At 68.7% G+C, this 13914-nt stretch carries 13 protein-coding genes and 1 tRNA gene; 5 read left to right on the top strand and 9 right to left on the bottom strand.

The window, feature by feature from the left end:
* Positions 1–21: 21 nt before the first annotated feature.
* The 3 genes from KL788_RS12440 to KL788_RS12430 form a co-directional block, all read right to left on the bottom strand.
* Complete coding sequence (locus KL788_RS12440; RefSeq protein WP_293172186.1) at positions 22–633, bottom strand: LysE family translocator; 612 nt, start codon at positions 631–633, stop codon at positions 22–24.
* 78 nt (positions 634–711) lie between these two features.
* A complete protein-coding gene (locus tag KL788_RS12435; RefSeq protein WP_293172183.1) occupies positions 712–2322 on the bottom strand; it encodes an L-lactate permease in 1611 nt (536 codons plus the stop codon).
* Positions 2323–2491: 169 nt separating this feature from the next.
* A tRNA-Lys gene (locus KL788_RS12430) sits at positions 2492–2564 on the bottom strand.
* A 203-nt stretch (positions 2565–2767) separates the two neighbouring features.
* Between KL788_RS12430 and bcp the strand changes: the two genes are divergently transcribed.
* Entirely contained in the window at positions 2768–3244 is a 477-nt protein-coding gene (gene bcp / locus KL788_RS12425) for a thioredoxin-dependent thiol peroxidase (RefSeq protein WP_293172180.1), read from the top strand.
* Here the strand turns inward: bcp and KL788_RS12420 are convergent.
* Entirely contained in the window at positions 3241–3633 is a 393-nt protein-coding gene (locus tag KL788_RS12420) for a hypothetical protein (protein WP_293172177.1), read from the bottom strand. The two genes, bcp and KL788_RS12420, sit on opposite strands and share 4 nt — an antisense overlap.
* Before the next feature lie 203 nt (positions 3634–3836).
* Between KL788_RS12420 and KL788_RS12415 the strand changes: the two genes are divergently transcribed.
* The gene (locus KL788_RS12415) at positions 3837–4085 is read left to right on the top strand and encodes a WhiB family transcriptional regulator (RefSeq protein ID WP_293172174.1); all 249 of its coding nucleotides are present in this window, start codon (positions 3837–3839) and stop codon (positions 4083–4085) included.
* Positions 4086–4154: 69 nt separating this feature from the next.
* Here the strand turns inward: KL788_RS12415 and KL788_RS12410 are convergent, their stop codons facing one another.
* From KL788_RS12410 to KL788_RS12400, 3 genes are all read right to left on the bottom strand, one after another.
* The gene (locus KL788_RS12410) at positions 4155–5660 is read right to left on the bottom strand and encodes a sensor histidine kinase (RefSeq protein ID WP_293172171.1); all 1506 of its coding nucleotides are present in this window, start codon (positions 5658–5660) and stop codon (positions 4155–4157) included.
* A gap of 69 nt (positions 5661–5729) precedes the next feature.
* Positions 5730–7205: an AAA family ATPase gene (locus KL788_RS12405; RefSeq protein ID WP_293172168.1), complete on the bottom strand. Its 1476-nt coding sequence runs from the start codon at positions 7203–7205 to the stop codon at positions 5730–5732.
* Between the two features lies 1 nt (position 7206).
* Positions 7207–7845 carry a hypothetical protein gene (locus tag KL788_RS12400; RefSeq protein ID WP_293172165.1) on the bottom strand — a complete coding sequence of 213 codons (639 nt, stop codon included), beginning with the start codon at positions 7843–7845 and terminating at the stop codon, positions 7207–7209.
* Between the two features lie 109 nt (positions 7846–7954).
* Here KL788_RS12400 and KL788_RS12395 point away from each other — a divergent pair, with 109 nt between their 5' ends.
* Entirely contained in the window at positions 7955–8248 is a 294-nt protein-coding gene (locus KL788_RS12395) for a helix-turn-helix domain-containing protein (protein WP_293172162.1), read from the top strand.
* Here KL788_RS12395 and KL788_RS12390 read toward each other — a convergent pair.
* Positions 8224–8811 (bottom strand): hypothetical protein, encoded by a 588-nt coding sequence (locus KL788_RS12390; protein WP_293172159.1) that lies wholly within the window; start codon positions 8809–8811, stop codon positions 8224–8226. The genes KL788_RS12395 and KL788_RS12390 overlap by 25 nt on opposite strands.
* A gap of 192 nt (positions 8812–9003) precedes the next feature.
* On the opposite strand from KL788_RS12390, the gene KL788_RS12385 reads away from it, so the two are divergent.
* Positions 9004–9576 carry an Rv3235 family protein gene (locus KL788_RS12385; protein WP_293172156.1) on the top strand — a complete coding sequence of 191 codons (573 nt, stop codon included), beginning with the start codon at positions 9004–9006 and terminating at the stop codon, positions 9574–9576.
* 123 nt (positions 9577–9699) lie between these two features.
* Positions 9700–10908 (top strand): MFS transporter, encoded by a 1209-nt coding sequence (locus tag KL788_RS12380; protein WP_293172153.1) that lies wholly within the window; start codon positions 9700–9702, stop codon positions 10906–10908.
* Positions 10909–10929: 21 nt separating this feature from the next.
* Here the strand turns inward: KL788_RS12380 and secA are convergent, their stop codons facing one another.
* A complete protein-coding gene (gene secA, locus KL788_RS12375; protein WP_293172150.1) occupies positions 10930–13800 on the bottom strand; it encodes a preprotein translocase subunit SecA in 2871 nt (956 codons plus the stop codon).
* Positions 13801–13914 lie beyond the last annotated feature (114 nt).

Raw genomic sequence — 13914 nt, 5'->3', positions numbered from 1 at the left:
GAACTCAGTTCACCTCTAGCGCTAGAGCTGCCAGGGCAGCAGCACGCCGATCGCGATGAAGAACCCGCCCGTCACCCGGTTGAACCAGCGCCCGGCGCGCGCGAGCAGGGGCTGCAGCGACTGCGAGAGCGCCGCCACGACCAGCTCGAACACGATCTCGATGACGATGAACGTCGCGGCCATGATCGCGAACTGCACCCCGAGATCGCGCTGCGGGTCGATGAACTGGGGCAGGAACGCGACGAAGAAGAGGATGCCCTTCGGATTCGTCACCGCGGCGAGAAAGCCCTGCTGCGCGAGTGACCACCACGCGGTGCTCGGCCGCTCGACATCGTGCCCCACGGTGATGGCCGGAGACCGCCACACCATGATGCCGAGAAAGACCAGATAGGCACCGCCTACCCACTTGAGCACCGTGAGCACTTCGGGCACCACCGTGAGCAGCGCCCCGATGCCGAACATCGAGATCGCGATGACGACGAGAAACCCGAGAGCGCCGCCGAGCACCGTGGCCACGGTGCGACGCAGACCGTAGATCGCACCGTGGGTCAAGGCCAGAAGTCCGTTCGGCCCCGGGGTGAACGACAGGCCGAGTGCAGCGAGGGCGAAGATGAGCCAGGTGTCGATGGTCACGGCATCATCCTGCCGTGTCGTGGCTCCCTCGCGACACCACGACGCGACGACCAGGTCGCGCCAGGCTCAGGGGCGTGATCAGGGCACCATCCAGCCGAGCACCGGAGTCGACTGCAGCACGATCAGCAGCGTGATGAGGGCGAGCAGGCCGAGGCTCCAGGGCAGCAGCTTGCGCAGCAGCGTGCCCTCGCTGCCGACCATGCCGACGGCGGCAGCGGCGACCGCGAGGTTCTGCACCGAGAGCATCTTGCCGAGCACACCCGCCGACGAGTTCGCCGCAGCCATGAGCACGGGTTCCAGACCTACCTGCTCGGCCGCGGCGACCTGCACGGGGCCGAAGAGCACGTTCGACGAGGTGTCAGACCCCGTGAGGGCCACGCCGATCCAGCCGATGATCGGCGAGAGCACGACGAAGAACCCGCCCGCCGAAGCGAGCGCGACACCGAGCGAGGTGGCCTGGCCCGAGAGGTTCATGACGAACGAGAGCCCGAGCACGGCGGTGACGGTCACGATCGTCCAGCGCAGCTGGTGTAGCGTCGCGCCGTAGGCAGCGAACCCGGCGCGCGGCACGATGCGGTAGACCGCGGCCGTGATGAGCCCCGAGATCAAGAGCAGGGTGCCCGTCGCCCCGAGGGTGTCGAGGTGGAGCATCTGCGCCCCCGCGGGCTCGCCCGCAGCGGTGACGACATCGAGCCCCGGCCACGCGAAGGTGACACTGAGCGAGACGAACCACGCCTTGACGGCGGCGATCTGCGCGATCGAGAACACGGCCATGATGATGAGGTACGGCGCGACCGACATGAGCACCTCGCGCACGGGCGGCCGCTCGACGGCGGGCTGCCCCACCTCGACGGCGCCGCTCATGCTCACGAGCTCGGCCGGCTGCCACACGCGCAGCATGAGCAGCACCGCTGCGATGGTGGCCACGGCCGCGACCACATCGGTCAGTTCGACCGCGAAGTAGTTTGACGTCACGAACTGGGCGAGGCCGAACACGAAGCCTGCGACCAGAGCGACGGGCCAGGTCTGCTTCAGGCCGCGGCGGCCATCCACCAAGAAGACGAGAATCATCGGAACCAGCAGTGCCATGAACGGCGTCTGTCGACCCGCCATCGAGGCGAGGTCGTCGAGCGGCAGGCCCGTGACGCCCGCGAGCGCGATGACGGGAGCAGCGAGAGCGCCAAAGGCGACGGGCGCCGTGTTGGCGAGCAGCGACACGAGCGCGGCCTTGAGCGGTGCCATGCCCGCCGCGAGCAGCATGGCCGCCGAGATCGCGACGGGTGCTCCGAAGCCCGCGAGCGACTCGAGCAGCGCGCCGAAGCAGAACGCGATGAGAATCGAGAGGATGCGCAGATCATCGCTCACCGAGCGGATCGTGCGGCCGAACACCTCGAACCACCGCGTCACCGTGGTGAGGCGGTAGACCCACAGGGCGTTGACGAGAATCCACAGAATCGGGAAGAGCCCGTAGAAGACGCCAGCGCCCGCGGCGCTAAGAGCCTGCACGGGCGGCATGTTCCAGCCGATGATCGCGAGCACGATCGAGAGCCCCAGGGCCGCGATCGCCGCGAAGGGCGCCCGAACCTTGAACACCCCCAGCAGCACGAACAGCAACAGCAGGGGCAGCGCAGCGGCGAGAGCCGACAGCGCCAGAGACCCGAAGACCGGGTCGACGTCTTGCTCGAACACGGGTGGTGGCTCCGCTCAGAATGGTGGTCGCGCGAGTCGCGCGAGCCCAGTCTGGGCGTGAGAGCGTTCTCTCGCGACGGGTTGAGCGATATTCGTGACCAAAGTCCCCTGTGCCGACACCGGGCATGCAAAAACCCCGGCTGCTGGCGAGAGCGAACCGGGGCTTTCGTACACCCCCCGGGACTTGAACCCGGAACCCACTGATTAAGAGTCAGTTGCTCTGCCAATTGAGCTAGAGGTGCGTGAGCCCGCGAGCGGGCCGAGAAAGAACACTACCACTGAGCGAGAGGGGGCCACTACTCGGCAGGCATTCAGCCGACGTGCGCCGCGCATCCATACACTGTGCAGAGTCGCTGGCCGGTGCGGCGCCGTGCGTCGAGCATCCGCTCGCATCACGCCGCTACGCCAGCCCAACATTGCCGCCTCGCCCACGAAGGAGCACCCCATGGCCCAGCCCCGCCTCGACGCCGGCACCCCGGCCCCCGCCTTCACGCTGCCCGACAAAGACGGCGCGCACGTCTCGCTCGCCAACTACGCCGGCAAGAAGGTCGTGCTCTACTTCTACCCCGCGGCCAGCACGCCCGGCTGCACGACGCAGGCCTGCGACTTCCGCGACAACCTGGCCTCGCTGCAGGCGGCCGGCTACGTCGTGCTCGGCGTCTCGAAAGACGGGCCGGATGCTCTCCAGAAGTTCGCCGCCGAAGAACACCTGCCCTTCCCGCTGTTGAGCGACCCCGACCTCGCGGTGCACAACGCCTACGGCACCTACGGCGAGAAGTCGATGTACGGCAAGACCGTCATGGGCGTTATCCGCTCGACGTTCGTCATCGACGAGCAGGGTGTCATCGAGCACGCCCTCTACAACGTCAAGGCCACGGGCCACGTCGCGAGCCTGCGCAAGAAGCTCGGTCTCGACGCCTAATCGCGGGCGTCGAGGTAGCTCGACACAGGCGTACTGAGCACCAGCACGAGTCCGAGCACAGCCGTCGCGATCACCCACCAGCCGATGTCGGGGCGCGGCACGAAGCCTTGGATGCTGCCGACGCCGATCGCGAGCTGCAGAAACTGGTAGACGAGCACGCTGCCGCGCGTCCAGGCGCGGCCGCGCCAGACTCCGCGCGTCATCGCGACGAGCCAGATCGCGACGAGCACGACGAGCACGGTCAGCGCGATCGCGGTGGGCGGAAAGTCTGCCTCGGCAAGAAGTAGTTCGACCACGAGATAGATCGTCACCCCGACGATGAAGACCGTCTGAGCCCCCAGAAGAATGACCAGCACGGTGACGAGAGGCGAACGTCGGGTGTCTTCCATGCAAACCATCCCATGCGTACCTATTGATTTGACAACCAGCCTATGGGAACCTATACGAGGTTGATGTGACGCCTACAGAGCAGTGGGCGACGTTCCCAAGAACTTTCTCTCTCACCGAATCGCTGGTGCGAGTACCGACGATGTAGCGCGTCTGTCAACCTTCGGCGCCTGCTACCTGACCCACATTAAAGGAGCACTTCCCCATGGATTGGCGCGACAAAGCAGCTTGCCTCACGGCCGACCCCGAACTGTTCTTCCCGGTCGGCAACACCGGCCCGGCGGTCGACCAGATCGAGAAGGCCAAGACGGTCTGCGGCCGTTGCACGGTCACCGAGACCTGCCTGCAGTACGCCCTCGAGACGAATCAAGACTCGGGCGTCTGGGGCGGCCTCAGCGAAGACGAGCGCCGCGCCCTCAAGCGCCGCGCTGCGCGCGCTCGCCGCGCCTCTTAGGCACCCGACGCATCGCCTGACATCGACCGCGCCCCGGTGCGCATCTCTCGCAGATGCCCCGGGGCGTTGTCATGCCCGCTTCTTGCGCAGGTAGAGCAGCGGCACCTCGATGGTGACCTCTGTGCCTTCGCCCTCGAGCGTGTGCCAGTCGATGGTGCCGCCGAGCTCGCCCTGAATAAGGGTGCGCACGATCTGCGTGCCGAGGCCTGAACCGACGACGCCCTCGGGCATGCCGGCACCGTTGTCGCGCACCTTCACCGACAGGGTGTCGTGGGTGCGGGTCGCGACGATCTCGACCTCGCCGTCGGGGCGGCCTTCGAGTCCGTGCTCGACCGCGTTGGTGACGAGCTCGGTGAGCGCGAGCGCGAGAGGCGTGGCGTACTCGCTCGGCAGGGTGCCGAAGCTGCCGGTAGAGCGAGGCCGCACGACCGTGTTGTGACTCGATGCCACTTCGGCGATGAGCATGAGCACGCGCGCGAAGACGTCGTCGAAGTCGACATTCTGGTTCAGCCCCTCGCTGAGGGTGTCGTGCACGACGGCGATCGCGGCCACGCGGCGCATGGCTTGCGTCAGAGCATCCTTCGTCGAATCGCTGTGGGCTCTGCGGGCCTGGATGCGTAGCAGCGAGGCGACCGTCTGCAGGTTGTTCTTCACGCGGTGGTGAATCTCGCGAATGGTCGCGTCTTTCGTGATGAGCTCACGCTCTTGGTGCCGCACCTCGGTGACATCGCGCACGAGAATCATCGCGCCGATGCGTCGGCCGTCGCGCACGAGCGGAACGGTGCGCAGCGTCACAGTGACCCCGCCCGACTCGATGTCGGTGCGCCACGGCGCACGGCCGGTGACGACGAGCGGCAGCGACTCGTCGACCTGCAGCGTGCGCCCGGCGAGCAGGGTCGTGGTGACACTCGCGAGCGACTCGCCTTCGAGCTCGCCGACGAAGCCCATGCGGTTGAAGGCGCTGAGTCCGTTGGGGCTCGCGAAGGTGACGACGCCGTCGAGGTCGAGGCGCAGCAGGCCGTCTGAGGCGCGCGGGGCTCCGCGGCGGGGGCCGCTGGGGGCGCCCAGGTCAGGAAAGTCGCCGGCGGCGATCATGTGGAACAGGTCGTTGGCGCACTCGTTGAACGTCAGCTCTTGCCGACTCGGCATGCGCGCTTCGCTGAGGTTGGTGTGTCGCGTGATGATGGCGATCGGATGCTCGCTCACGCGCGCCCCGTCGCGACCCGGGCGGCGCAGCACCGGCACCGCCCGCACTCTGGTCGGCGTCTCTTCGTACCAGTCGGGTGCCGAGGTGTCGACGATTTGGGCCGTCTCGTAGGCCTGCGTAACCTGCCGCTGCCACTCGGGCTTGACCTCGTGGCCGACGAAGTCGCGGTAGAACAGGGTGGCCGAGCTGCTGGGGCGCGCGTGACCGACGGCGATGAAGCCGCCCGCGGTGGTCGGCACCCACAGCACGATGTCGGCGAAGGCCAGGTCGGCGATCAGCTGCCCGTCGGCGAGCAGCAGGTGCAGCCACTCGATGTCGGTCTCGTCGGCGGCACCGTGCTCATGCACCAGATCTGAGAGCGTCGACACGCCCCCAGGCTAGTCCGTGAGGCGTGGCAGTTGCGCCGCGGCCGCGTCAGCCCGTGCGCCGCGGCCGCGTCAGCCCGTGCGCCGCCACCAGGTCGGCGTTCGTGCGGGTCGTGCCGTCGCGGCGGGCGCGACCAGCCTGTCTGCGAGCTCGGCGATGCCCCGGCTCAGGGCACTGCGTGGCGCGGCATGCGTCACGGCACGGGCGGTGAGCAGAGCAGCGTCGGCCGCATCCACATCGTCGTCGATGAGCACGGCGTCGCGCACGCCGACGAAGCGGTCGAGCGTCTGGCGCACCTGGCCGTGCGGGTCGATGCCGAGAACGGATGCCCGTACCCGGTTGATCGCCACCTGCACCCGCGCCGACTCGATCGTCTCGAGCAGGTCGGCGTGCGTGCGCAGGAAGCGCGCGAGACCCAGGGGGTCGCCCGCGCCCACGGCCACGACGTGATCGGCGGCCCGCAACGAGGCGATGGTCGCAGCGTTGCGACGGGGTGCAGCGAGGTCGCTACTTACCTCTTCATCGCTCTCGAGGCTGAACCCTGCGTCGATCACGATGATCGAGCGCCAGGTGCGGCACTGCTCGATCACGGCTGTGACCCGGCCCGCCGAGAGCTCGGGCCACCGATGCGGGCGGCCGATGCCGGTCAATACGTCGAAGGTGCCGTGCCCGCCTCGACCCACCGCCTGCCCGACGCGGTCGAGCTCGGCGTGGTTGAGCGACTCGGCACCGGCCAGTCGGCACGCCGCGGCGAAGCCGGGTGCTTCATCGAGCAGACCGAGCGCGGGTGCCACGGTACCCCCGTAGGTGTCGGCATCGAGCAGGCAGACCGCATGACCGCGTGCGGCGAGTTCGGCTGCTAGCCCGATCGCGATCGTCGTGCGCCCGGGGGCGCCCGTCGGTCCCCAGACGGTGACCACAAGCGGATTCGCGAGCCCGGCAGCCGGCGCGGCGCCAGCGGCCACGATCGGCTCGCCGGGCTCGGGTGCCGCGAGCAGAGCGCCGGTATGCGTCGACGTCGCTGCGGCGATCGTGACGGGCAGCGTCGGGCCTGCCGACGTCGGTGCGGTTCTTGCTGACCCCGGCATCGGGGGCACCGGCGGCAGGTGTGTCGTCGCGGGCGATGGTGGTGGGGGCGCCGATGTCGTCGACGCGGGAGGCGCGGCCGGCATAGGAGGCGCTGCCGGCATCGGGGGCGCGGCGACTGGCACTACGCCCCCAGCGTCGAGCGGCGCCAGGTCGAGCTGGCCGTCTGACCCCACTCGCAGAACGTCGGCGAGCTCGAGCCGCGCGGCGCCGACCGAGATGGGCCTATCGTCGACGACAAGGCAGCTACGCACCCCGAGCAAGTCGCACGAGCCGACGATCGTCGCGGTGGCGACGGCGGGGTGATCGGCGATCAGCACGGCGTCGGGGGCGAGCCTGGCCAACTGGGTCAGCACTTCGTCGCTGTCGGCGGCGCGCCAGGCCACGCGGTGCCCGGCCCGCAACACTGCCCACTCGATCGCCTCGGCGTCGAGGCCCGGCACGGCGAGAGCGATGAGCATCTCAGCCCCCGACCGAGAGCGATGCCGGAATCGCCGAGAGCGCGTCTCCATTCGCGAGCGCGAACAGGATGCGCGCGACATCGCGCCGCGGAACCAGCAGCTCGATGCGGCCCGCTTCGCTGCTCGACACGATTCCTTCGGCGGTGATCGTGCGCACGAGTTGCGTGCCCGAGGCGATGACAGCTGGGGCGCCAAACCGGCCCGCTTCCTCGGCCGGTGCCGCCCAGAGGTCGAGTCGGTCGCCCGGGCGAACCGTCGCGCCGAGCGCGGTCGAGAGGGTCACGACGACCGTCGTCGAGCGAGGCCCGCGTTCGTCGCCGACAGCCGAAAGCGGCACGAGCTCGCCGGCGCCGATCGTGCGCGTGACGACGACGCCCGCCTCAGGAATGTCGGCGGCCGTCACGTACCCGTGCGCCTCGAGCCCGAGTACGACCCGACGGGGTTCGAGGTCGTCGCGTTCGATGCGCTCGCCCTCGACGAGCAGTCGAGGCGCAGCAAGCACCTCTTCGCCCTCATCGGCAAGCGCGACGATGCCGATGACGGCCCCGATCGACACGGTGACCAGCATGAGGCCGATAAGCAGGCGCGGGTCTCGGTAGCGCCGAGCACGTCGCTCGGTCGACGGTGAAGCCGTGGTCATGAGTGCTCCTCGTGTCGGTGACGCGATCGATACTGACGAAGCCCGGCGAGCGCGATGCCAGTTATCCACACGACTGTGGCGTTACGAAGATCAGCGGGATAATCGATGAATGAGCGACGACAGCGACGACACCTTCGGGCGCTTTCTCGCGCTCACCGACGTCGCCGAGGTGCTGAGCCTGACGGCAGGCGAAGTGCTTGCCCTGGTTCGGTCGGGCGAGTTGCCGGCGATTCGCCTCGGCTCGATCGGGCAGTGGCGCGTCGAGCAGCGGGTGCTCGAGTCGTTCATCGCCGACAAGTACGACGAGACCCGCCGCATCGCTCTCTGGAACGAGGCGCAGTACGCCGACGTCGCCGAGCTCTTCGGCGACCGTCGAGGTCAGAGACGCACGAGCAACAGCTGATCGAAGGCCACAACCCGCACATGCTCGACTGCTGACGTTCGCCGTGGCGCATCGAGATCGTGTACGGCGAGGTCGAGATGGTCGCGGCCCACGCGGTCGATCGTGCCCGTCGCCGACCCGGCCGCCGTGACGACGATGACCGCAGCACGACGTCGGCAGAGGTCGCGCAGCAGGAATGCGACCCCGAGCCGCGCCGCGAGCTCAGACGTCGCCACGAGGGGGTCGAGCGAGACGTCGGCCTGCTGCTGCGTCAGCACGAGCGAGTCGACAGCGGCGAGCGGAAAGATGGCTTGCGACGCGCCCGCCCCACCGTCGATATCACCCGCGAGCCAGTCACGCCCGACCGTGACGAGCCGCACGTCGTGCGTCTCGCCCGAGCGCACGCGCAGTCGCACGCGCGACAGTGCCGGATCTGCTGAGGCCTTGAGAACGGCGAGCCGCTCGCGCAACGGCAGCCGACCGAGGCGCAGGCGTTCTTCTTCGAGCCGCAGGTCAGATTCTTCTGACTGCAGTTCGTGCTCGAGTTGACCGGCGAGGTCGTCGAAGAGATGGTCCCAGCGCATGCGGACGACCGTAGCGACGGCCACCGACGGCACCGACCGAGTTCTCCACAGTTCGAGGAATGCTCTTTACGACTGAGGAAACTTTTGGTTGAGTAGGTCTGCCCGCAAGGGTGAACAGCTCGGTCTACTGTCGGGGGGCGACGAGGCCGCACGACCGACCGCGCACAATCGTGGGGAACAGAGGAGCCGACCGTGCCCAGTGCCGCAGTACGCCTAGACGCCCGAGACATCGCCCCCGCAGACCGCGCCGTCGCAGACCATGCCGTCGCAGACCGCGCCGTCGCAGACCATGCCGTCGCAGACCGCTCCGAGTCGGGCGGCTCATCCCTGCCAGCAGCCGTCGCTGTTCCTCCTCGCGGCCGCACCACGCTCGCGCGCATCGCGCATGAAGAGTTCTTCGACTATCAGCCCACCTCGACCGCCGACCTGCCCGACCCCCGCCCCCTCGTCGAGAACCTGACGCGGTGCGTCATCGAGATTCTGGCCGGCGCCCGCGAGCTCGAGCAGGTCGCCCGCTGGGTGACCGACGACGTCTACCGCACCTTGCTGACGCGCGCGAGCATCAGCGCCCGTGCGCGTGCCGCCCGCGGCGCGCCCGTCGTGCGCCCGACCTTCAGCGTGGGCGAGCCGCGCATCAGCGAGCCCCGCGACGGCGTGATCGAGGCGGTCACGGTCGTCACGAGCCGGGCGCGCGCTCGCGCCGTCGCCATCCGGCTCGAGGGTCTCGACCGCCGCTGGCGCGCGAGCGCCATCAGCGTGCTGTAGCCGCCACCCCTGCTTGACGGCGCATGCGCGCGCTGGTTGACTCCAATGTAAGACAGTGTCTCAGATGCGTGGCGGTGGGCCACGCGGTGAGGCATCGAGAGGATGCTCGTGGTGGAGCGCGCGGTGGCTCGCAACCCTGCGCGTGCCACCCTCGCGCTCGCGCTCGCCGTCACGATGCTCGTGCAGTTCGCGCAGCACGCCACCCGGCCGATGGCCTCGTACCGAGCCCTCGGCCTCGACGCCTCGGTCGAGCAGCTGGGGCTGCTCGCGCTCTCGTTCGGCATCCTCTCGATCGCCGTCGCCATTCCGATCGGACGCCTCGTCGACCGGCGCGGGGCGCGTGCCACGACCGTCGGCGGCATCGCGCTCATGGGCGGGGCGGCAGCCGCGCACGGCATCGTGAGCGACCTCCTGGGGCTCATCGCGGCCCACACCGTGCTCGGCCTCGGCCTCATCTTCGCGGTCGTGGGCCTGCAGGCGATCGTCGCGCACGCGGGTCCGCCCGACGGCGCGGATGCCCGCTTCGGCCTCTTCGGAGCCACCGTCTCGCTCGGCCAAGTGCTCGGCCCGATCGTCGCGGGCGGCATGGCCGAAGTGCTCATCGCCGCCGAGTTCGCCACGCCCGACGACCCCTACGGCACGACGCCGACCTTCGTGCTCGCCGGCGTGCTGTGCGCGGCGGCCGCGATTGCGTCGCTGCGGCTGCCGCGGTTTCCGGGCGGCACGCGCGAGGCGCGAGTCGTCGACTCCGCCGCGGAACTCAAGCCAGGCGGTCTCGGCACTGTGCTGCGCGCGCCGCATATGGGTAAGGCGCTGTGGGCGAGCATGGTCGTGCTCACGGCGACTGACGTGCTCACGGTCTACCTGCCGGCGATCGGAGCCGAGCGAGGGTGGTCAGTGGCTTTTGTGAGCATCCTGCTGGCGGTGCGCGCAGCGCTCTCGTTCGCGGTGCGAGTCGGCACCGCTCCCCTGGTGCGGATGCTCGGCCGCAAACCGCTGCTCGTCGGGGCGTGCGGCATCGGTGCGTCGGCGCTGTTGCTCATGGCGCCCGAGCTGCCCGCCTGGGTCGCCGTCGTGCTCATGGCCGTCACGGGGCTCGTGCTCGGCATCGGGCAGCCGCTCACCATGGCCTGGGTCTCGCGGTCGGCGCCCGACGAGCTGCGCGCGACCGCGCTGGCCGTGCGGCTCACGGCCAACCGCGTGGGTCAGTCGATGATTCCGGTCGCTGTCGGCGCCGTCGCGGCCTTCGCGGGCTCGGGCGCGATCTTCATCGTGCTCTCGGCGCTACTCGTGAGCACCTCGGCCGCCGTAGCGCGCTCGAACCTGCGCTGACGGCGACCGCCCGAACGATGACTAGCGGCCCTTGTTGCGCTTCTCTTGTGCGCGACGCTGGGCGCGGTTGACGGGCGCGGGGCCAGCAGGCTTGGGCGCCTGCTTCTGCCCGAAAGCACCCGTCGCCTGCGCACCGCCCTGACCCTGGCCGTTCTGCGGCTGGCCCTGCGGGGCACGACGCGTCGGCGCGGCTGCCGGAGCAGCGGCCGGGCCACCGAATGCGGCGGAGACCTGGGGCGCGGCCTGGCGGGCCGCATCCGTCGGCGCCTGCAGCACCTGACCGCGCTGGTTGCGCACCTCGACGTCGCCATCTGCCGACGGGGCCGTGTAGCTGAGGTTCTGCGGGGTCTGCGGGGCGTTAAGGCCCTTGGCCGTGACCTGCGCGGTGCCCTTGCTGCCCGTCACCTCGACCTCGAGGTTGAACAGGAAGCCGACGGCGTCTTCGCGGATGGCGCTCATCATCGACTGGAAGAGCGCGAAGCCCTCGCGCTGGTACTCGACGAGCGGGTCGCGCTGCGCCATGGCGCGCAGGCCGATGCCGTCTTTCAGGTAGTCCATCTCGTAGAGGTGGTCGCGCCAGCGGCGGTCGACGACACTCAACACGACGCGGCGCTCGAGCTCGCGGGTGGCCGTGTGGCCGAGGCTCTCTTCACGGCGCTCGTAGGCGAGCTTGGCGTCGCTGAGCACCTCGCGAATGACGAACGCGGGCGTGAGCTTGGTGCCGCCCTCGCTGATGACCTCGTCGATCGTGAGGCTGATCGGGTAGAGCGTCTTGAGCTCGGTCCACATCTGCTCGAAATCCCAGTCGTCGCTGTGACCCGTGGCCGTGTGGCTCTCGACGATCTCGGTGATGACCTTTTCGAGAAAGACCTGCACGCGGTCTTTCAGGTCGTCGCCCTCGAGAATGTGGCGGCGGTCGGTGTAGATCGCCTCGCGCTGGCGGTTGAGCACGTCGTCGTACTTGAGCACGTTCTTGCGAATCTCGGCGTTGCGCGCTTCGACCTGCGACTGCGCCGAACGAATGGCCCGGCTGACGACCTTCGACTCGATGGCGAGGTCGTCGGGAACATTCGAGCGGCCCATGAGCGCCTCGGCCGCGCCCGCGTTGAACAGGCGCATGAGGTCGTCTTGCAGCGACAGGTAGAAGCGGCTCTCGCCGGGGTCGCCCTGACGGCCCGAGCGACCGCGCAGCTGGTTGTCGATGCGGCGCGACTCGTGGCGCTCGGTGCCGAGCACGTAGAGCCCGCCGACCTCGATGACCTTCGCGGCCTCTTCGGCCACCTGAGCCTTGACACGGTCGAACACGTCATCCCATGCCGCCTCGTAGTCGTCGGGGGTGTCGACGGGCGAGAGACCCTTGGCGTTCATCTCTGACACCGCGAGGAACTCGGCGTTGCCGCCGAGCATGATGTCGGTGCCGCGGCCGGCCATGTTCGTCGCGACCGTGACCGAGCCGAGACGGCCGGCTTGCGCGATGATCGAGGCCTCGCGCGCGTGGTTCTTGGCGTTGAGCACCTCGTGCTTGACGCCGCGCTTGGCGAGCAGACGAGACAGCAGCTCGCTCTTCTCGACGCTCGTGGTGCCGACCAGCACGGGCTGACCCGCGGCGTGACGCTGCACGATGTCTTCGGCGACCTGCTCGAACTTCGACGCCTCGTTCTTGTAGACGAGGTCGGGCTGGTCTTTGCGCTGCATCGGCAGGTTCGTCGGAATCGGCACGACGCCGAGCTTGTAGGTGCTCATGAACTCGGCCGCCTCGGTCTCGGCGGTACCGGTCATGCCTGACAGCTTCGAGTAGAGCCTGAAGTAGTTCTGCAGCGTGACGGTCGCGAGGGTCTGGTTCTCGGCTTTGACCGTGACGCCCTCTTTGGCCTCGATGGCCTGGTGAATGCCCTCGTTGTAGCGGCGGCCGGCGAGGATACGGCCGGTGTGCTCGTCGACGATGAGCACTTCGCCGTTCATGACGACGTAATCTTTGTCGCGCTTGAAGAGGGCGGATGCCTTGATCGCGTTGTTGAGGAACGAGATGAGGGGCGTGTTGGCCGATTCGTAGAGGTTGTCGATGCCGAGGTGGTCTTCGACCTTCTCGATGCCCGGCTCGAGCACGCCGACGGTGCGCTTTTTCTCGTCGACCTCGTAGTCGACGCCGGCCTGCAGGCGGTTGGCGATGCGCGCAAACTCGGTGAACCAGCGGTTCGCCTCGCCCGACGAGGGGCCCGAGATGATGAGCGGGGTGCGAGCCTCGTCGATGAGGATCGAGTCGACCTCGTCGACGATCGCGAAGAAGTGGCCGCGCTGCACCATGTCGGCGGTCTGCCAGGCCATGTTGTCGCGCAGGTAGTCGAAGCCGAACTCGTTGTTCGTGCCGTAGGTGATGTCGGCCGCGTACTGCTGGCGACGCACTTCGGGCGTCTGGCCCGAGAGGATGCAGCCCGTCGTCATGCCGAGGGCACGGAAGATGCGGCCCATGAGCTCGCTCTGGTAGCTCGCGAGGTAGTCGTTGACGGTCACGATGTGCACGCCGCGCGAAGGGATCGCGTTGAGGTAGGCGGCAAGCGTGGCAACGAGGGTCTTGCCCTCACCGGTCTTCATCTCGGCGATGTTGCCGAGGTGCAGAGCCGCACCGCCCATGAGCTGCACGTCGAAGTGTCGCATGCCGAGGGTGCGCTTCGAGGCCTCGCGCACGGCCGCGAAGGCCTCGGGTAGCAGGTCGTCGAGCGATTCGCCGTTGCCGTAGCGCTCGCGCAACTCGGCGGTCTCGTTCTTGAGCTCGTCGTCGCTGAGGTCGCTGAAGTCGTCTTCGAGCTGGTTGATCGCCTCTGAGTAGGCCTTCAGTCGCCGCAGCAGTCGACCTTCGCCGACCCGCAGTACACGCTCGAGAACATTCGCCACTTCGGTTACTCCACTCGTCAGGCAGCCACCAGATGCGGGGCAGCCGGGTCACGGCACGCCGCAGACCGCCGCAGAACACGGCGCGCCCATGCTAGCAACTGCTGCATGGACGCG

Origin of the sequence: Microcella sp. (genome assembly GCF_019739195.1) — a bacterium.
GTDB lineage: Bacteria > Actinomycetota > Actinomycetes > Actinomycetales > Microbacteriaceae > Microcella.
Note: the sequence above shows the minus strand (reverse complement) of the source record. Positions and strands in the feature narration are given on the sequence as shown.